This window comes from Lonsdalea iberica, assembly GCF_002111585.1.
In the GTDB taxonomy this organism is placed as follows: Bacteria; Pseudomonadota; Gammaproteobacteria; order Enterobacterales; family Enterobacteriaceae; genus Lonsdalea; species Lonsdalea iberica.
Genome location: NZ_LUTP01000033.1, coordinates 1 through 18,246, shown reverse-complemented (window position 1 = coordinate 18,246; position 18,246 = coordinate 1). Strand labels below are relative to the sequence as shown.

At 55.5% G+C, this 18,246-nt stretch carries 14 protein-coding genes; 9 read left to right on the top strand and 5 right to left on the bottom strand.

What is annotated here, in order from left to right:
* Positions 1 to 4 precede the first annotated feature (4 nt).
* From degS to zapG, 3 genes are all read right to left on the bottom strand, one after another.
* Complete coding sequence (degS, locus tag AU511_RS12515) at positions 5 to 1,057, bottom strand: outer membrane-stress sensor serine endopeptidase DegS (protein WP_094109890.1); 1,053 nt, start codon at positions 1,055 to 1,057, stop codon at positions 5 to 7.
* An 87-nt stretch (positions 1,058 to 1,144) separates the two neighbouring features.
* Positions 1,145 to 2,512, bottom strand: a complete 1,368-nt coding sequence (degQ, locus tag AU511_RS12510; RefSeq protein ID WP_094100744.1) for a serine endoprotease DegQ — start codon at positions 2,510 to 2,512, stop codon at positions 1,145 to 1,147.
* A gap of 194 nt (positions 2,513 to 2,706) precedes the next feature.
* Complete coding sequence (gene zapG, locus AU511_RS12505) at positions 2,707 to 3,111, bottom strand: Z-ring associated protein ZapG (RefSeq protein ID WP_094100745.1); 405 nt, start codon at positions 3,109 to 3,111, stop codon at positions 2,707 to 2,709.
* 222 nt (positions 3,112 to 3,333) lie between these two features.
* On the opposite strand from zapG, the gene zapE reads away from it, so the two are divergent.
* From zapE to AU511_RS12470, 6 genes are all read left to right on the top strand, one after another.
* Positions 3,334 to 4,449, top strand: coding sequence for a cell division protein ZapE (gene zapE, locus AU511_RS12500; protein ID WP_094109889.1), 1,116 nt, complete (start codon positions 3,334 to 3,336; stop codon positions 4,447 to 4,449).
* A 240-nt stretch (positions 4,450 to 4,689) separates the two neighbouring features.
* Complete coding sequence (gene rplM / locus AU511_RS12490) at positions 4,690 to 5,118, top strand: 50S ribosomal protein L13 (protein ID WP_026740709.1); 429 nt, start codon at positions 4,690 to 4,692, stop codon at positions 5,116 to 5,118.
* Between the two features lie 15 nt (positions 5,119 to 5,133).
* Positions 5,134 to 5,526 (top strand): 30S ribosomal protein S9, encoded by a 393-nt coding sequence (gene rpsI, locus AU511_RS12485; RefSeq protein WP_026740710.1) that lies wholly within the window; start codon positions 5,134 to 5,136, stop codon positions 5,524 to 5,526.
* A 326-nt stretch (positions 5,527 to 5,852) separates the two neighbouring features.
* Positions 5,853 to 6,494 (top strand): stringent starvation protein SspA, encoded by a 642-nt coding sequence (gene sspA, locus AU511_RS12480; RefSeq protein WP_094100747.1) that lies wholly within the window; start codon positions 5,853 to 5,855, stop codon positions 6,492 to 6,494.
* Positions 6,495 to 6,499: 5 nt separating this feature from the next.
* Positions 6,500 to 7,000: a ClpXP protease specificity-enhancing factor gene (gene sspB / locus AU511_RS12475; protein ID WP_094100748.1), complete on the top strand. Its 501-nt coding sequence runs from the start codon at positions 6,500 to 6,502 to the stop codon at positions 6,998 to 7,000.
* A 171-nt stretch (positions 7,001 to 7,171) separates the two neighbouring features.
* A complete protein-coding gene (locus AU511_RS12470; protein ID WP_094109888.1) occupies positions 7,172 to 7,579 on the top strand; it encodes a GFA family protein in 408 nt (135 codons plus the stop codon).
* Between the two features lie 61 nt (positions 7,580 to 7,640).
* Here AU511_RS12470 and AU511_RS12465 read toward each other — a convergent pair whose 3' ends face one another.
* Together AU511_RS12465 and gltB are read right to left on the bottom strand one after the other, a co-directional pair.
* On the bottom strand, positions 7,641 to 9,059 hold the full coding sequence (locus AU511_RS12465) for a glutamate synthase small subunit (RefSeq protein ID WP_094109887.1): 1,419 nt from the start codon (positions 9,057 to 9,059) through the stop codon (positions 7,641 to 7,643).
* 9 nt (positions 9,060 to 9,068) lie between these two features.
* Positions 9,069 to 13,532, bottom strand: coding sequence for a glutamate synthase large subunit (gltB, locus tag AU511_RS12460; RefSeq protein ID WP_094109886.1), 4,464 nt, complete (start codon positions 13,530 to 13,532; stop codon positions 9,069 to 9,071).
* 685 nt (positions 13,533 to 14,217) lie between these two features.
* Between gltB and mnmL the strand changes: the two genes are divergently transcribed.
* The 3 genes from mnmL to elbB all read left to right on the top strand — a co-directional run.
* On the top strand, positions 14,218 to 15,147 hold the full coding sequence (gene mnmL / locus AU511_RS12455) for a tRNA modification radical SAM protein MnmL/YtqA (RefSeq protein WP_094109885.1): 930 nt from the start codon (positions 14,218 to 14,220) through the stop codon (positions 15,145 to 15,147).
* Between the two features lie 92 nt (positions 15,148 to 15,239).
* Positions 15,240 to 17,585: an aerobic respiration two-component sensor histidine kinase ArcB gene (gene arcB / locus AU511_RS12450; protein WP_094109884.1), complete on the top strand. Its 2,346-nt coding sequence runs from the start codon at positions 15,240 to 15,242 to the stop codon at positions 17,583 to 17,585.
* 229 nt (positions 17,586 to 17,814) lie between these two features.
* The coding region (gene elbB, locus AU511_RS12445; protein WP_094109899.1) for an isoprenoid biosynthesis glyoxalase ElbB at positions 17,815 to 18,246 on the top strand (432 nt) is incomplete at its 3' end.

Genomic DNA, 18,246 nt, shown 5'->3' with positions numbered 1-18,246 from the left:
CGCGCTAGTTCGCCGGGAATTCCTGAATGGTCACGTCGAGCGTCATCTCTTTGTTGTCGCGGAAAATTACGACCGGGATCACCGTGCCGGGGCGCAGCTCCGCCACCTGGTCCATAGTTTCAATGACTGACCGCGCCGGTTTGTTGTTCACTTTCAGCAGCAGATCGTCTTGCTTGATGCCCGCTTTGTCCGCTGGACCGTCCTGCTCGACTTTGCTGACGATGATGCCCTGCAGGCGCTCCAGTCCGGCATTCTTGTTGCCCACTCGTTCAATCTGGGCGCCGTTGATGCCGATGTAACCGCGGATGACTCGACCGTCGCGAATGAGCTTACCCATCACTTTCGTCGCCAGCGCGACAGGGATCGCAAAGCCAATTCCTTCCGGCGTTCCGCCGTCGTTGCTCTTATCAAAAGACAGGGTGTTGATGCCGACCAGTTCTCCTAGCGTATTGACCAGCGCGCCGCCGGAGTTGCCCCGGTTGATGGAAGCGTCGGTCTGGAGAAAGTTCTGACGGCCTGATGAGCTGAGCCCGACTCGCCCGGTGGCGCTGATGATGCCCTGTGTGATGGTTTGTCCCAGGTTGTAGGGGTTGCCAATGGCCATCACGACATCGCCGACGTGGGCGGTCCGGTGATCGTTGATGGCGATCGCCGGCAAGCTGGTGGCTTCGATTTTAAGTACCGCCAGATCGGTCAGCGTATCCGAGCCGACCAGCAGCGCCTCATACAGGCGGCCGTCTTGCAACGTGACGACGATTTGTTCGGCGTCTGTGATGACATGTTTGTTGGTAAGAATATAGCCCTTGTTGTTCATGATAACGCCCGAACCCAGCGTGCGGACGTTGAGTTCGTCTTTGCCGCCAGCCCGATTATAGACGTTAACGACCGCTGGCGCGGCGCGGCGCACCCCCTGGTAATAGCTGACGGGCGCCTCGTTCAGCGTCGATGTCTCCTCTTTCAGCACTAGGCTGCTGGAGCGCAGTGCGGGAAGGGCCAACAGCAAGATCGCGGCCACGACGACACCAATCAATGCTGAGCGTATCAGTTTGGTTAACATGAGCGTTTGGGACTTAAAGAAGAATAAAGCGCAGGATAACAAAGATGGTAGGACGCCGCACGGCGCGGCGTCCAGTTTTTAGCGGGATCAGCGTAATAGTAGATAAATCGATTCATCCCCGCGGATGATATTCAGAGCCAATACGGTTGGCTTGGCTTCCAATATCTTGCGCAACTGGGCGATGTTTTCCACGCGTTCACGGTTAACGCCGATGATGACGTCGCCTTTCTGCAAACCAATTTTACTCGCGGCGCTGTCTTTGGCGATGTTGTCAATTGCGACGCCTTTGCCGCCATTCTTCGACTGACCGTCTGTCAATGTGGCGCCCTGCAGGCCAGGAGACAGCGTTTCGGCGTTAGTGGACGCGTTGGCGCTGTTGTCCAGAACGACGGAAACCTCTTGCTGTTTACCGTCGCGAATCAGGCCGATTTTTACGGTTTTACCCGGAGCCGTGGTACCCACTTTGGCACGCAGTTCAGCGAAGCTGTTGATCGCCTTACCGTCCAGAGAGACCAGAACGTCGCCAGCCTTGATACCGGCTTTGGCCGCCGCGGATTTCGGCAAGACCTCGCTGACGAACGCGCCGCGCTGTGCGTCCACCTTAAAGGCCTTGGCCATTTCAGAGGTCATTTCGCTGCCTTTAATGCCAAGCAGGCCGCGTTTGACTTCCCCGAACTCCAACAGCTGCTGAGTCAGGTTCTGCGCCATGTTGCTGGGGATGGCGAAGCCGATGCCGATATTGCCGCCGCCGGGCGCCAGAATCGCGGTATTGATCCCAATCAGCTCGCCGTTCAGGTTGACCAGCGCGCCCCCGGAGTTGCCGCGGTTGATGGAGGCATCGGTCTGAATGAAGTTTTCCAGCCCTTCCAGATTCAGACCGCTACGGCCCAGCGCAGAGATGATGCCGGAGGTGGCGGTTTGACCCAGACCGAAGGGGTTGCCGACGGCGACGGCGAAGTCGCCGACGCGGAGCTGATCGGAATCCGCCATCTTCACGGCGGTCAGGTTTTTCGCGTCGCTCAACTGCAGCAAGGCGATATCCGTTTGCGCGTCGCGACCGATGAGCTTGGCATCATATTCACGGCCGTCATTCAGCTGGACGCGAATTTTGTCCGCATTGTTGATCACGTGGTTATTGGTCAGTACGTAACCCTTGGCGGCATCAATGATGACGCCCGAGCCAAGTCCTTCAAACGGACGGCTCTGTTTTTCGGCCGGCGCGTTGGGGCCAAAAAAGAACTTAAACTCTTCCGGGATACGCTGATTTTGAACCTGAGTGCCTTCCACATGGACGCTGACGACGGCGGGCAGGACTTTTTCCAGCATGGGGGCCAGACTCGGCAGCGATTGACCGGCGACGACCGCAGGTAGAGCGGCTTGGGCAACAGGCAGCGTAGATAGGGACAGTCCGATACTAATGGCTAGTGCGCTGAATAACATCGATGTCTTTTTCATTGATTGTTAACTCTCTCTCGACCTGCGTAGAAATAAAATGATGATATATAAACTCAATCTTGTGGTGAAGAGTCAGACCGACTATTCACGTGTAAAGTTCATTGCGGTTTTATTCGTGAAATGTAAGGAGCGGCCTGCGCCGCGGAAGAGAAGAGCGGGGCAAGAAATGCCCCGCGCGTGGGGAAGAAGAGGAATTATTTCCGCAACGGCGTTTCGCTGCGCAGCAGTCCGGAGGCGCTTTCCGAGTAATCACGCGGGGGCATCTTCACCGGCACCTGATCGTTGTCTGATTCGGCTTCTGTCAGACGATAGTTGAACGGATTTTCGCGTGACTGCCCTTCAGGAAGCAGATCGTTCGAGCTTTTAGCCATATGCTGATACAGCTTGCGATAGTCGTCCGCCATGTTGTCCAGCAACTCGGCGCTACGGGCGAAATGACCCACAAGCTCCTGACGATATTGCTCCAGATCGGCTTTGCTCTTCTCTAGCTCGTGTTGCAGTACCTGCTGCTGGCGCAGTTTGCGATTGCCGAAGCGCATCGCCACCGCACCGATGATGACACCGATAACAAATCCAATCAGCGCGTACTCCCAGGTCATAATGACTCCTATTTGACTTCGTTTTTCCGTCGTATTTTTCACTCAATAATAGTCACTATAACCGCTAAGCTTGCCAGAGTGGAGTCCTGAAACAGGATGTAATAAAGCAGTTGGTGAGCGTAAGCCGCTGTGGGGGCGTTAAGTGCTATGATTTAGACGCTAAACTAAGGTTCTTCAACGAGAAAAGACCGATTATCTCCTCTTCATAGGGATCTGGCCGCCATGCAGAATATGACGCCGATAACGCTTTACCAGCAGGCTTTAGCGACGCAGGATTATCAGCCGGATGAGGTGCAGCGCCAAACGGTGCTGCGGCTTGACGATATCCACCGCGCATTGGCGGCGCGTCAGCAGGCATCTAAGGCCAGCGAGCCGTTAAGCTGGCTTCAGCGTCTCGGCAGGAAAAAACAGCCAGCGCAGGCGCCCGTCGAAGGGCTATATTTGTGGGGCGGTGTGGGGAGGGGGAAAACCTGGTTGATGGATCTGTTTTTCCACAGCCTGCCCGGCGAGCGCAAATTGCGTCTTCATTTCCATCGCTTCATGCTGCGAGTTCATGAAGCGCTGAATCGGCTACAGGGACACGAAAACCCGCTGGAGCAGGTAGCGGATGAATTCAAAGCGCAGACCGATGTGCTGTGCTTCGATGAATTTTTCGTCTCTGATATCACCGACGCCATGCTGCTGGCCGAGCTGCTCGGCGCGTTGTTCGCGCGAGGCATCACGCTGGTCGCGACGTCCAATATTCCGCCGGACGAGCTTTATCGTAACGGCCTTCAGCGGTCGCGCTTTTTACCGGCCATTGAGCTGATTAAGCAGAACTGCGCCGTGGTCAATGTCGATGCGGGCATTGATTATCGACAGCGAACGCTGCGGCAAGCTCACCTTTATTTTTCTCCGCTTGATGCGCATGCCGACGATGCGATGCGGCAAATATTCACGGATCTCTCTGGGCACACGCCCGAGGGTGAAACGCTGGAGATAAACCACCGTGCGATGCCTGTGCTGGGCAGCCGTAACGGCGTGTTGGCGGTAAGTTTCGCCACGTTGTGCGCCGATGCGCGCAGCCAAAACGACTACATTGCGTTATCTCAGCGTTATCACTGCGTGCTACTGGATCACGTCACAGTGATGGGCGAGGCGGAGGAGGACATCGCGCGGCGTTTCCTGGCGTTAGTCGATGAATTTTACGAGCGCCGGGTGAAGCTGATAATGTCGGCACAGGTGCCGATGGCCGATCTCTATCAGGGCGCTCGTCTGGTGTTCGAATACCGCCGTTGCCTGTCCCGGTTGCAGGAGATGCAAAGCGAAGACTACCTTCAACTGCCCCATTTGTCGTAAAGGGTGCTGCCGCCTTTTCTATCAATGTGGTAGAAAAAAGGTCGATTTTTGATGTCGGCTTCTCTATAATCCTGCGACCCCACGTTACAACAAAGTTTTTTTCCCGAAACTTTAATCGCGCTGGCAATAGCTATTCGAAGGGGTAGGTTTGCTGGACTAGATAGCCGTGTGAACCTCAACACTATTTATTGAAGCGTTTGTGTGTTCACCAACGTGTAACTTAAATTGGGTAAGCTTTTAATGAAAACTTTTACAGCTAAACCAGAAACCGTAAAACGCGACTGGTACGTTGTTGATGCGAGCGGTAAGACTTTGGGCCGTCTCGCTACTGAACTGGCTCGTCGTCTGCGCGGCAAGCATAAAGCGGAATACACTCCGCACGTTGATACTGGTGATTACATCATCGTCCTGAACGCTGAAAAAGTTGCTGTCACCGGCAACAAACGTTCTGACAAAGTGTACTACCATCACACCGGCCACATCGGTGGTATCAAACAGGCGACCTTTGAAGAGATGATTGCCCGCCGTCCTGAGCGTGTGATTGAAATCGCGGTTAAAGGCATGCTGCCGAAGGGCCCGCTGGGTCGTGCTATGTACCGTAAACTGAAAGTTTACGCGGGTAACGAGCACAATCACGCGGCACAGCAACCGCAAGTTCTGGACATTTAATCGGGATTATAGGCAATGGCTGAAAATCAATACTACGGCACTGGTCGCCGCAAAAGCTCCGCCGCTCGCGTGTTCATCAAACCGGGCAGTGGCAACATCGTTATCAACCAGCGCAGCCTGGATCAGTACTTCGGTCGTGAAACTGCCCGTATGGTAGTTCGTCAGCCGCTGGAACTGGTCGACATGGTTGGCAAACTGGATCTGTACATCACTGTTAAAGGTGGTGGTATTTCCGGTCAGGCTGGTGCAATCCGTCACGGTATCACCCGTGCACTGATGGAATATGATGAGTCTCTGCGTTCTGAGCTGCGTAAAGCTGGCTTCGTTACGCGTGATGCTCGTCAGGTTGAACGTAAGAAAGTCGGTCTGCGTAAAGCACGTCGTCGTCCTCAGTTCTCCAAACGTTAATTTCCGGCTGCTTTGCAGCGAAATCAACGTCAGAAACCCGGTGCTCGTCACCGGGTTTTTTTTGCCTGTTTCTCCGAGCGTCTAAAAAATTCTCTTTAATTCCTTATGGTTAACGATGAATTGGCGCTTATATCCCCCCAAAACGAACAAAATCTGATACACTAATCGCCGGTTTTGTACCTGTTTGCCAGCTAGTAAGTTTTGATAAAACGACAGCTGTCGTCAGCGGTTTCTTACTCCAGTAAGAAGTTCAAACGCGGCAAGGCCTGCAGGATAATATTCGATCGGTTCTATGCCGTATTTTCTCGATAAACTTGGAGGTTTTCATGGCTGTCGCTGCCAACAAACGTTCGGTAATGACGCTGTTTTCCGGCCCGTCCGATATTTTCAGCCATCAGGTACGTATAGTACTGGCGGAAAAAGGAGTGAGTGTCGAGATCGAACAGGTAGATGCGGATAATCTGCCGCAGGATCTCATTGACCTCAACCCTTACGGTTCCGTCCCGACGTTGGTGGATCGTGAACTGACGCTGTATGAATCCCGCATCATCATGGAATATCTGGATGAGCGTTTCCCGCATCCGCCACTAATGCCTGTCTATCCAGTCGCACGCGGCAACAGCCGTCTGATGATGCATCGCATCGAGCAAGACTGGTATTCGCTGTTGAAAACCATCTTCACCGGTACAGCGGCGCAGGCCGACGCGGCACGTAAACAACTGCGCGAAGAGCTGCTGGCCATTGCGCCGGTATTCAATGAAACGCCTTACTTCATGAGCGAAGAGTTCAGCCTGGTGGATTGCTACCTGGCACCGTTATTGTGGCGTTTGCCGTTGATGGGCATCGAACTGAGCGGGTCGGGTTCCAAGGAGCTGAAAGGCTACATGACGCGCGTCTTTGAACGCGACGCTTTCCTGGCTTCCCTGACCGAAGCCGAGCGCGAAATCCGGTTACAGACCCGAGGTTAAGATACATGGCTCTGTCTCAGCTATCACCGCGCCGCCCGTACTTATTACGCGCTTTCTATGACTGGCTGCTTGATAACCAGCTTACGCCGCATCTGGTGGTGGACGTCTCGCTGCCCGGTGTGCAGGTGCCGATGGAGTTTGCCCGCGACGGCCAGATAGTGCTCAACATTGCGCCGCTTGCCGTGGGCAATCTTGAATTGGCTGACGACCTTGTACGCTTTAACGCTCGTTTCGGCGGCGTTCCTCGCCAGGTGATGGTGCCAATGGCGGCGGTCATGGCGATCTACGCCCGTGAAAACGGCGCAGGCACCATGTTCGAGCCTGAACCTGCCTATGAAGCCGGTGAGGGCGCTGATGACGCGCTGGTACAGGATGATGAGCCGCACAAGCCATCGTTACGTACGGTCGACGATGTTGAAACCACCCCCTCCGGCAATGAAACGCCGGACGACGAACCCCCTTCGCCGCCTCGCGGCGGGCGTCCTGCGCTGCGGGTGGTGAAGTAACTCAGTACAAAAGGGCACGATGCAAGTGCCCTTTTTTATATCCAAAAATCCTTTCGATATCGCTTTCACTTTCCTTATTTCATCCCCCCAGCATTGTCTATCTAAACAAAATAGAGACATACTTTTGTCTTGAAATTGATGTTTATTTTTTTCGTTTAAAGGGGACTGGAAATGGAAGGACGTTGTTTATGCGGTGCAGTCACGCTATCCACCGAGCGCAATATCCATGACGTTTCCGTTTGCCACTGCGGTATGTGCCAGACCTGGAGCGGTGGCCCGCTGATGTCGATTGACTGCAAAGATGATCTTGTTATCGACGGTAAGGACTTTGTCTCCTATTTCCGGTCTTCAGAGTGGGCGGAGCGCGCATTTTGCCGTCAGTGTGGCTCGCACTTGTTTTACAAGCAGCTGACGCCGGTGACCTATTTCGTGCCGGTGGGACTGTTCGGCAGCGATGAGAACACCCGCATGGTGTCGCAAATCTATATCGACAAAAAGCCGAGTTTTTACGCTTTTACTCAGCAAACGCCAGAAATGACGGAGCAGGATATTTTGGATTCGTATCAATCTCAGGGTTAGCCTGACCCGCCAGTAAAAAGGGCAGCCCGATGGCCGCCCTTGCTCTATCAAAGATAGCTAATCAGACGTCGAGATAGTTTAGGATCCCGTCTGCGGCCTTACGGCCTTCAGCAATCGCGGTCACGACCAGATCGGAGCCGCGCACCGCATCTCCGCCGGCGAAGATTTTCGGGTTGCTGGTCTGGAAAGCGCTGTCGTTCTCTTCCGGAGCGACGATGCGCCCCTGATCATCCAAAGCCACATCGTGCTCAGCCAGCCAGTCCATTCTGTGCGGACGAAAACCGAATGCCATGATGACCGCGTCGGCCTCCAAAACGTGCTCCGAGCCTGCAACGATCTCCGGTCGGCGACGCCCGTTGGCATCTGGCGTACCCAACTCGGTGCGCGCCATGCGCACGCCGCAGACGTTGCCTGCTTCGTTGGTTTCGATGCTTATCGGCTGCAGGTTGAATCGGAACTCAACGCCTTCCTCGCGCGCATTCTTCACCTCACGGCGCGAACCCGGCATGTTCTCCTCGTCACGACGATAGGCGCAGGTTACATGCGCCGCGCCCTGACGAATTGAGGTCCGCACACAGTCCATCGCCGTATCGCCTCCGCCCAGCACGACGACGCGTTTGCCCTCCATCGAAACATAGGCTTCCGGCGAAGCCGTTTCGAAGCCCATTAGCTGTTTAGTGTTGGCGATCAGGAACGGCAGCGCGTCGTAAACCCCCGGCGCATCTTCATTCTCCAGTCCGCCACGCATGGACTGATAGGTGCCGACGCCGAGGAAGATGGCGTCGTGATTGGTCAGCAGGTCGGTCAGCTGTATGTCTTTGCCCACTTCGGTATTCAAATGAAACTCGATGCCCATGCCGGAGAAAATTTCGCGGCGCTTGGTCATCACGCTTTTTTCCAGCTTGAAGGCGGGAATGCCAAATGTCAGCAGGCCGCCGATCTCCGGATGACGGTCATAGACATGGGCTTTGACGCCATTGCGGGCCAAGACGTCTGCACAAGCCAGACCAGCCGGACCGGCGCCGATAATCGCCACGTTCTTGCCGGTGGCCTGAACGCCGGACATATCTGGCTTCCAGCCCATCTCGATGGCTTTATCGTTGATGTAGCGCTCGATGTTGCCGATAGTGACCGCGCCGAACTCATCGTTCAGCGTGCAGGAACCTTCACACAGGCGATCCTGCGGACAAACGCGTCCGCAAACCTCAGGCAGGCTGTTGGTCCGATGAGAAAGCTCGGCAGCCTCGATAATGCGTCCCTCATTGGCAAGCTTAAGCCAATTGGGAATGTAGTTATGCACCGGGCACTTCCATTCGCAGTAAGGGTTGCCGCACGACAGACAACGGTCAGCCTGGGCTTTGGACTGGCTTTCTGAAAATGGCTCGTAAATTTCAATGAACTCAATTTTTCGGACTTTCAGCGGTTTTTTTGGCGGATCTACGCGCTGTAGGTCGATGAATTGATAAACGTTTTGACTCATGATGACCTCTTACTGCGCCAGAACCCGCAGCTCGGCTGCGGAACGACTACGATGACCTAACAGCGCCTGCACATCGCTGGACTTGGGTTTCACCAGTGCAAACTTCGCCGCCCATACCGGCCAGTTGGCGAGGATTTCTTCGCCGCGTGATGAGCCGGTGTGCTGAACATGTTCGGTGATCATGCCGCGCAGATGTTCTTCGTGGATCGCCAGGCTATCGACATTCAGGACTTCGACCAGCTCTGGGTTAACGCGCTTACGGAACTCACCGTCTTCATCCAGCACGTAGGCGAACCCGCCGGTCATCCCGGCGCCGAAGTTCACGCCGGTGCGTCCCAGAATACAGACGATACCGCCGGTCATATATTCACAGCCGTTGTCGCCGATCCCTTCCACCACGGTAATGGCCCCGGAGTTACGCACGGCGAAACGTTCCCCCGCGCGTCCGGCGGCAAACAGCTTGCCTCCGGTGGCGCCATAAAGGCAGGTGTTGCCAATGATGCTGGCTTCATGGCTGCGGAAGGCGGAGCCGACAGGCGGACGGACGGCAATCATGCCTCCCGCCATACCTTTACCGACATAGTCGTTGGCGTCCCCGGTCAGCGTCAGCTCCACGCCGCCCGCGTTCCAGACGCCGAAGCTCTGGCCCGCGGTGCCGGTGAAGTAGGCTTTGATCGGATCGCTGGCCAGTCCCTGATCGCCATATTTTTCAGCGATAGCCCCCGAGAGCGTGGCGCCGACGGAGCGGTCAGTGTTGCGAATGTCGAAGTACAGCGTCTTACTCTGTTTGGCTTCGACGTAAGGCTCGGCTTGCTCATGCAGTGCCTTGTTCAACACGCCTTTGTCGAATGGCGGGTTGTTTTCGGTACAGTAAAGCGCTTTGCCCGGATGCGGCGTTGCTGTCTTTAACAGCGGCGCCAGATCCAGTTTATTCTGCTTGGCGGTAAACCCGTCCAGCTCCGTCAGCAGGTCGGTACGGCCAATCAGGTCCACCAATTGGCTGACGCCCAGTTCGGCCATCAGCTCACGGGTTTCCCGCGCGATGAAATGGAAATAGTTGATCACGCGTTCCGGCAGACCGTGATAGTGGTCGCGGCGCAGCTTGTCGTCCTGCGTGGCCACGCCGGTAGCGCAGTTGTTCAGGTGGCAGATCCGCAGGTATTTACAGCCGAGCGCGACCATCGGTCCGGTGCCGAAGCCGAAGCTTTCCGCCCCCAGGATCGCGGCCTTGATAATATCCAGCCCGGTTTTGAGTCCGCCATCCACCTGCAGGCGGATTTTGTGACGCAGACCGTTCGCCACCAGCGCCTGCTGCGTTTCGACCAGACCGAGCTCCCACGGGCAGCCCGCATACTTCACGGAGGTCAGCGGGCTGGCGCCGGTGCCGCCGTCATAGCCGGCGATGGTAATGAGGTCGGCATAGGCTTTCGCGACGCCGGTGGCGATAGTGCCCACGCCGGGCTCGGAAACGAGTTTCACCGAAATCATCGCTGTCGGATTGATCTGTTTCAGGTCGAAGATCAGCTGCGCCAGATCTTCGATAGAGTAGATATCATGATGCGGCGGCGGCGAAATCAGCGTTACGCCGGGGACGGAATAACGCAATCTGGCGATGTAAGGCGTCACCTTGTCGCCCGGCAACTGACCGCCTTCGCCCGGTTTCGCGCCCTGAGCCACCTTAATCTGAATCACGTCGGCGTTGACCAGGTAGGCCGGGGTAACGCCGAAGCGGCCAGAGGCCACCTGTTTGATGCGCGACACTTTATTGGTGCGATAACGCGCCGGGTCTTCTCCGCCTTCGCCGGAGTTGGAGTAGCCGCCCAGCGTGTTCATGGCCTCAGCCAGCGACTCGTGCGCTTCCGGACTGAGCGCGCCGATGGACATCGCGGCGGTGTCGAAGCGTTTAAACAGCGCTGATGCTGGTTCTACCTGATCGAGATCGATGGCCGTGCTTTTCTCCTGCGGCTTCAGCGCCAGCAGGTCGCGTAGCGTCGCCGCCGGACGTTCGTTGACCCGCTTGGCGTAATGCAGATAGTCGCCGTATTCGCCGCTCTGGACCGCCGTTTGCAGCGTTGTTACGACGTCCGGGTTATAGGCGTGATATTCGCCGTTATAAATGAATTTCAGCAGGCCGCCGTGTTCAAGCGGCTGGCGTTTCAGCCACGCGCGCTTAGCCAGATTCCGCAGATCTTGCTCGAAGTCGCTGAAGTTGGCGCCGCCTATGCGGCTCACTACGCCAGGGAAACAGCTGCGGGTAATGTCTTCATGCAGGCCGACCGCTTCAAACAGCCTTGAGCAGCGGTAAGATGCCACGCTGGAAATGCCCATTTTGGACATGATCTTGTACAGGCCTTTGTTGATACCGTTACGGTAGTTCAGCATCACAACGCGGCGCGCTTTATCGATGGTGCGGTTGTCCACCATGCGGGCCAGCGTTTCGTACGCCAGATAGGGGTAAATCGCGGTCGCGCCAAAGCCGAGCAACACGGCGAAATGGTGCGGATCGCGGGCGCTCGCCGTTTCAACGATGATGTTGGCGTCACAGCGCAGACTCTGTTCGACCAGACGGCTGTGAATCGCTCCCACAGCCATAGGGGCGGGCACCGGCAAGCGATCTTTGGCGATCGCTCGGTCGGTCAGTACCAGTAACACGGTGCCGTCGCGCACTTTGCTTTCTGCCTCGTCACACAGTTTCTCAATCGTTTCCTGCAGCGTCTGGTGCTCTGGATCGAAAGTGAGGTCAATCTGGTCGGCGCGGTAGTGCTCCTGATCCTGATGGATCAGCTGATTGAAATCGGAGTAGAGCAAAATGGGCGATTTAAAGCTTAGGCGATAGGCCTGTCCTTCCGCTTCGCTGAAGACGTTCATTTCACGGCCGATACAGGTGGCGAGCGACATCACATGGGCTTCCCGCAGCGGATCGATCGGCGGGTTGGTGACCTGCGCGAATTGCTGGCGGAAGTAGTCATAGACGATGCGGGGACGGCTGGACAGCACCGCAAACGGCGTGTCGTCGCCCATCGAGCCGGTTGCTTCCTGGCCGTTCTCGCCGAGCACGCGCAGGATCTGGTCCAGTTCTTCGTTGCTGTAGCCGAACTGCTTCTGATAGGCCTCAAGCTGCACGTCGTCCATATCGCGCTGTCCGACCAGATCGTCCGGCATCTCTTCGAACGGCACCAGGCGTTTGACGTTTCTCTCCATCCACTCTTTGTAAGGATGACGACTCTTCAGGTCGTTGTCGGTTTCGCCGGAGTGAAGGATGCGTCCTTCCTGCGTGTCGATCACCATCAGTTCGCCGGGACCGACGCGGCCTTTTTCCACCACTTCATCCGGCTGGTAGTCCCAGATCCCTACTTCGGAAGCGCAGGTGATCAGCTTATCGGTCGTGATGACGTAGCGCGCCGGACGCAGCCCGTTACGATCAAGGTTACAGGCGGCGTAGCGGCCGTCGGACAATACCACCCCCGCCGGACCATCCCACGGCTCCATGTGCATGGAGTTGAAGTCGAAGAACGCGCGCAGCTCAGGATCCATATCCGGGTTGTTTTGCCAGGCGGGCGGGACCAGCAGGCGCATGGCGCGCACGATGTCCATACCCCCGGCCAGGAACAGCTCCAACATGTTATCGAGCGAGCTTGAGTCCGAACCGGTTTCATTGACGAACGGCGCGGCGTCACGTAGATCCGGGATCAGCGGCGTTTTGAATTTGTAAGCACGCGCGCGCGCCCACTGGCGGTTGCCGGCGATGGTGTTGATTTCGCCGTTGTGAGCCAGATAACGGAAGGGTTGCGCCAGCGGCCAGCGTGGCACGGTATTGGTCGAAAAACGCTGATGGAACAGGCAAATAGCGGATTCCAGACGAAGATCGGCCAGGTCGAGATAGAAGCGCGGCAGATCCGCCGGCATGCACAGACCTTTATAGATTGTCACCAGGTTGGAGAAGCTGCACACGTAGAAATCTTTATCCTGCACGCGTTTTTCAATGCGGCGACGGGCCATGAACAGGCGTCGCTCCATATCGCGCTGGCGCCAGCCGGCAGGCGCGTTAACAAAAATCTGTTCGATACGCGGAAGGGAGGAGAGGGCGATTTCACCCAGAACATCCGGATTGGTCGGCACTTCGCGCCAGCCCAGAACGGACAGCGTCTCGTTCTGCAGCTCTTCTTCCACAATTCGGCGGGTCGCTTTGGCGACCGCTTCGTCCTGGCTGAGGAACATCATGCCGACGGAGTAATTTTTCGCCAGCCGCCAGCCACGCTCTTCCGCGACCAGGCGGAAAAAACGATCGGGTTTCTGAAGTAACAGGCCGCAGCCGTCGCCGGTCTTGCCGTCGGCAAGGATCGCGCCACGGTGCTGCATACGGGCCAGTGCGTGAATGGCGGTACGCACGACCTTATGGCTTGGCTCACCTTCTATATGGGCGATTAGTCCGAAGCCACAGTTGTCTTTTTCTTGGGATGCATCGTACAACATATGAATGAACCTCCCCGGGCTCTGTATGACTGCCTCATCGCCAACCTAATGCAGGCGACTTTACCGCGAGCGACACCTCGCTAAGAGTGAATATCTCAGCGGAAAATGTCGCTCTCTATTTCCGGACTCTCGTGACGGTCTCACAAGGGGTGATGACGTGCTTGATGAGGGAGTCTTCTTGTTACTGCATAAATATGACGAGTCGTAGTCTCGTCAGGAAAGCTTCCAGCCATTTCCCAAATTAGCGAGAAACCCTGTTCAGGTCAAATCCCCTACATAAATCGGTATTTCAAGGATAATATTTACTTATGATTATGATAAATAAGGATTTTATCAATAAAAAGAAGACATTGTATCTATGCGGAGTCCGGATGAAATGTGAGTTGTATCACTGTAAGAAAGCCGGATTGCTGTCCCGACGTGCTGCGATATCTCGACTTGATGGCATCTTATTCTGGTAGCTTTCCGTTTTTTAACTCATGCCACTGTTTTTTTATCTCTGGTCAATTTCTAATGCGACACAAGCAGGTGATTAGCAAAATTAATCAAGCTATTTGTGAATTTATTTGCACAGAAAAAGAATAGTTATTCAGGTTGGGGTAGGGAGGAGGACTTGATCGGCGTCATCGCAGGCTGAGTGAGGAAACGGTAGGCTGCACCTCCCGCGGAGGAGGAGAGTCAGAATATGCAATTACAAAGATTAATCAACATGTTTGGCGGCGATCTCCAGCGTCGTTATGGCGAGAAAATTCACAAGTTGACTCTGCATGGCGGTTTTAATTGCCCAAATCGCGACGGCACATTAGGTCGGGGAGGCTGCACATTTTGCAATGTGGCTTCGTTCGCCGACGAACAGATGCAACAGCGCAGCATCGCCGAGCAGCTGTCCGCTCAGGCCGGTAAAGTCAACCGGGCCAAGCGCTATCTGGCCTATTTCCAGGCCTACACCAGCACTTATGCCGAGGTACAGGTTCTGGCGTCAATGTATCGCGAGGCACTGGCACAAGCCGATATGGTGGGCTTGTGCGTGGGCACCCGGCCTGACTGCGTTCCGGACGCCGTGCTGGATCTGCTGTCAGAGTATCGCCAGCAGGGTTACGAGGTCTGGCTGGAGTTGGGCCTGCAAACGGCCAACGACAAGACATTACACCGCATTAACCGCGGTCATACTTTTGACTGCTATCAGCAGACGACGCGCCGCGCCAGAGAACGCGGCCTCAACGTTTGCACACACCTGATTGTCGGCCTACCGGGCGAGGACGAGAAGAGTTGCTTGTCCACCCTGCGCCGCGTGGTTGACGCAGGCGTCGACGGTTTGAAACTGCACCCGCTGCATATCGTTGACGGCAGCATCATGGGCAAGGCCTGGCGTGCGGGACGATTGCCGGAACTGCCGCTGGCGCAGTACGTGGAAACGGCCGGTGAAATGATCCGCCATACGCCTGCGAACGTGGTCTTTCACCGCATCTCCGCCAGCGCCCGTCGACCGACCTTGCTGGCCCCCCTGTGGTGTGAAAATCGCTGGACCGGTATGGTGGAGATCGACCGCTATCTGTCGCAGTATGGCGTTCAGGGTTCCGCTCTGGGCGACGCCTTTCGTTTTGTTCCCGCCTGACGCTACACCTCGTTTTTAAATCCTCTGCTCATTTCCCGCGCATCATGACTTTTACGGTATGATTTGCGGGATCTCGATGAAGGAAAAATTCTATGAAGCAAATCCGGCTGTTAGCCCAGTATTACGTTGATTTAATGGTAAGACTTGGGCTGGTTCGCTTTTCCATTCTACTGGCTTCCGCGTTGGTGCTGTTGGCGCTGGTGGTCCAGATGGCGGTGACCATGCTGCTCAGCGGTCAGGTCGAACGCATCGACGTGGTGCGATCCATCTTTTTTGGGCTTCTAATCACGCCCTGGGCAGTTTATTTCCTGTCGGTAGTGGTTGAGCAGCTTGAAGAGTCTCGACAGCGCCTGTCGCGTTTGGTGGCCAAATTAGAGGTGATGCGGCATCGCGATCAGGATCTGAACGCGAAGCTGCAAAACAACATCGCTCAGCTCAATCAGGAAATCACCGACCGCATCAAGGCCGAAAAGTCGCGCCTTGAGATGCTCAGCAAACTGCGCGAGGAAATGGCGCGGCGCGAACAGGCGCAGGTGGAGCTGGAGCAGCAGTCGGCGCTGTTGCGCTCGTTCCTTGATGCGTCGCCGGATCTGGTTTACTACCGCAACGAAAATAAAGCGTTTTCCGGCTGCAACCGCGCGATGGAGCTACTGTTGGGCAAGAGCCAGAAGCAAATGATCGGCCTGACGCCCTTCGATGTCTATCCACAGGATATTGCGGCCAAAGTCGTCGAGACGGACGAGAAAGTGTTTCGCCACAACGTGTCTCTGACCTATGAACAGTGGCTGGTGTACCCGGACGGCCGCAAATCCTGTTTCGAGTTGCGCAAGGTGCCGTTTTACGATCGACAGGGCAAGCGACATGGGCTGATGGGTTTTGGCCGCGATATAACGGAACGTAAGCGCTACCAGGACGCGTTAGAGAAGGCCAGTAGGGAGAAGACGACCTTCATCTCAACGATCAGCCACGAGCTTCGTACGCCGCTTAACGGCATTGTCGGTCTTAGCCGCATTCTGCTCGACACCCATCTGGATGCGGAGCAGCGGAAATACCTCAAAACCATTCACGTCAGCGCTATCACCCTCGGCAATATCTTCAACGACGTCATCGAAATGGACAAACAGGAGCGTCGTAAGGTCCAACTGGATAACCAGCCGGTGGATTTCATTGGATTCGTCGCCGACCTGGAAAATCTGGGCGGCCTTCTGGCCGAACCTAAGGGTTTGCAGCTGGAAATGGTTCTCGAACAGCCGCTGCCGAAAAGCCTCATCACCGATGGCACGCGTCTGCGGCAGATTCTGTGGAACCTACTGAGCAACGCCGTGAAATTTACCCAGAAGGGTAAGGTTGTGATCCGCGTTGGGCACGATCAGCACGACGTTTTGCGTTTCGAGGTCGCGGATTCGGGCATGGGTATACCGAATGACGAGCTCGAAAAAATCTTTTCTATGTATTACCAGGTCAAGGACCAGAACGGCGGTAAACCGGCAACCGGCACCGGCATTGGTCTGGCCGTTTCCAAGCGGCTCGCGCAAAACATGGGCGGTGACATCCAGGTCGCCAGCAAATTGGGCGAAGGCTCCCGCTTCACGCTGACGGTGTCCGCGCCGATTGTGGAAGAGGCGGCAACGAATGAGAACGGCGATGAAACGCTGCCGTTGCCGGCATTGCATGTACTGCTGGTGGAAGATATCGAACTGAATGTCGTCGTCGCGCGCTCGGTGCTGGAGAAACTGGGCAGCAGCGTCGACGTGGCGATGACCGGTCGGGAAGCGCTGGCGATGTTCGACCCTGACGAGTTCGATCTGGTGCTGCTGGATATCCAATTGCCGGATATGACCGGGTTGGATGTGGCGAGAGAGCTGCGCGCCCGTTACGGTCAGCAAACGTTGCCGCCGCTGGTGGCGCTAACCGCCAACGTACTGAAAGACAAAAAAGACTATCTGGATGCGGGCATGGACGACGTGCTGAGCAAACCGCTGGCGGTTCCCGCGCTTACGGCGATCATCAAACAGTATTGGGATACTCCCGAAAATAGCGAGCCGGAGGCTACCGCCGATGGAACGGTCGATGCCTCCGCAGCTGAATCGATGCTGGACGTCGCCATGTTGCAGCAGTATCTGGATTTGGTTGGCCCCTCGCTGATTCACCAGAGCCTGGAGATGTTTGAGCAGATGATGCCGAGTTATCTGGCGGTGCTGGAGTCCAACATGACGGCGCGCGACCAGAAGGGCATTGCGGAGGAAGGTCACAAAATCAAAGGCGCGGCAGGTTCTGTCGGGTTACGGCATCTGCAGCAGGTGGCGCAACAGATTCAAACTACGACGTTGCCTGCATGGTGGGACAATGTGCATGAATGGATTGATGAGTTGAAACAAGATTGGCGTCATGATGTTGACGTGTTGAAAGCGTGGGTTGATCAGGCGGAAAAAAAATGACCCCGACCGAAGCCGGGGTGCGCGAATTATGCGCCAACACCAGGGAAACTGGTACACCTGCTATTGATTTCAGGTTTGTTAGCTCGCAAGTGCAGTAATACATTTCACGTAACTGACAACATAACAAAATGGCGTTGCTCGTTACGAGTATCCTTAAAATGTGTGATGTAGATTAGTGTTTGTCAATTAAAAAATCAATTAGTTGATGTAATGAAATGAGGACTTAATGATGAAAAAAGTCGGTGTCGTACTCTGCGGATGTGGTGTTTACGATGGTTCAGAAATCCACGAAGCGGTTTTGACTCTACTTGCAATAGACCGTGCTGGAGCCGAAGCAATCTGCTTTGCGCCGGACAAAGATCAGCGGCATGTCGTGAACCATGTTAGCGGCCAAGTGACTGACGAAAAGCGTAATGTCCTTGCGGAATCAGCCCGGATCGCACGTGGAAAAATCCAGCCTCTTTCCGCGGCTGACGCGGACCAGCTCGATGCGCTGATTGTTCCCGGAGGTTTCGGCGCGGCGAAAAATTTAAGCGATTTTGCGACCCGTGGAAGCGAGTGCCAGGTCGATGAAGAATTAAAAATACTCACTCAGGAAATTTATAAGAAAAGTAAACCAATTGGCTTTATTTGCATCTCCCCAGCCATGTTGCCGAGACTG

Coding starts and splice junctions, on each gene's coding strand:
- sspB (WP_094100748.1), top strand. CDS start 6,500: ATGGCTCTGTCTCAGCTATCACCGCGCCGCCCGTACTTATTACGCGCT.
- degS (WP_094109890.1), bottom strand. CDS start 1,057: ATGTTAACCAAACTGATACGCTCAGCATTGATTGGTGTCGTCGTGGCC.
- AU511_RS12470 (WP_094109888.1), top strand. CDS start 7,172: ATGGAAGGACGTTGTTTATGCGGTGCAGTCACGCTATCCACCGAGCGC.
- zapE (WP_094109889.1), top strand. CDS start 3,334: ATGCAGAATATGACGCCGATAACGCTTTACCAGCAGGCTTTAGCGACG.
- AU511_RS12465 (WP_094109887.1), bottom strand. CDS start 9,059: ATGAGTCAAAACGTTTATCAATTCATCGACCTACAGCGCGTAGATCCG.
- arcB (WP_094109884.1), top strand. CDS start 15,240: ATGAAGCAAATCCGGCTGTTAGCCCAGTATTACGTTGATTTAATGGTA.
- gltB (WP_094109886.1), bottom strand. CDS start 13,532: ATGTTGTACGATGCATCCCAAGAAAAAGACAACTGTGGCTTCGGACTA.
- mnmL (WP_094109885.1), top strand. CDS start 14,218: ATGCAATTACAAAGATTAATCAACATGTTTGGCGGCGATCTCCAGCGT.
- degQ (WP_094100744.1), bottom strand. CDS start 2,512: ATGAAAAAGACATCGATGTTATTCAGCGCACTAGCCATTAGTATCGGA.
- zapG (WP_094100745.1), bottom strand. CDS start 3,111: ATGACCTGGGAGTACGCGCTGATTGGATTTGTTATCGGTGTCATCATC.
- sspA (WP_094100747.1), top strand. CDS start 5,853: ATGGCTGTCGCTGCCAACAAACGTTCGGTAATGACGCTGTTTTCCGGC.
- rpsI (WP_026740710.1), top strand. CDS start 5,134: ATGGCTGAAAATCAATACTACGGCACTGGTCGCCGCAAAAGCTCCGCC.
- rplM (WP_026740709.1), top strand. CDS start 4,690: ATGAAAACTTTTACAGCTAAACCAGAAACCGTAAAACGCGACTGGTAC.